2 rRNA genes are annotated in these 675 nt (G+C 50.5%); both read right to left on the reverse strand.

The features are described 5' to 3' along the window. Positions 1 to 109, reverse strand: a 23S ribosomal RNA gene (locus WS95_RS01560); the annotation flags it as partial. A gap of 454 nt (positions 110 to 563) precedes the next feature. Continuing rightward, a 16S ribosomal RNA gene (locus WS95_RS01565) occupies positions 564 to 675 on the reverse strand; the annotation flags it as partial.

The following is a 675-nucleotide window of genomic DNA, read 5'->3' on the forward strand; positions in this document are numbered from 1 at the left end:
TACGGATCAAAGCTTGTTTGCCAGCTCCCCGTAGCTTTTCGCAGGCTACCGCGTCCTTCATCGCCTGTGATCGCCAAGGCATCCACCACATGCACTTGTTCGCTTGACCCTATAACGAGTCTGTCTCTGTCGGCCATCGTTAGCGCTTTAGCGCTTACGAGGGCCCCATCCCCGCATGGGGGACGACAGTCGCTACAGGTTGAGTTCTCGCGTTGTGCCGTATTCCAAAATTGAGCCGAACATGAAGTTCGAATCATCTTGAGATACATCGATACAATCACAACCCGGATAGTTTCCACGTCCATCTCAAAGACGCTTCCGCTATCCAAATTACTTACTTCTTCCAGATTGTTAAAGAACGACAGCCGATACGTACTACGTACCGCTCTGACTGGCTCAATCGCCAATGAGAAAAACTCGAACCAAACTTCGTTCGAATGTTTGTCATTGAGGATTATCGAAAGCGGCCGGCATTATAACCGATTGAACCGCTAACAGACAGTCTTTCTGTCTCAATCAACAGCCGATAAGCGTGAGCGCTCAACTTCGCGAGATAGCTCTGGAAAGGAGGTGATCCAGCCGCACCTTCCGATACGGCTACCTTGTTACGACTTCACCCCAGTCATGAATCCTACCGTGGTGACCGTCCTCCTTGCGGTTAGACTAGCCACTTCT

The organism is Burkholderia sp. MSMB1826 (assembly GCF_001526325.1).
In the GTDB taxonomy this organism is placed as follows: Bacteria; Pseudomonadota; Gammaproteobacteria; order Burkholderiales; family Burkholderiaceae; genus Burkholderia.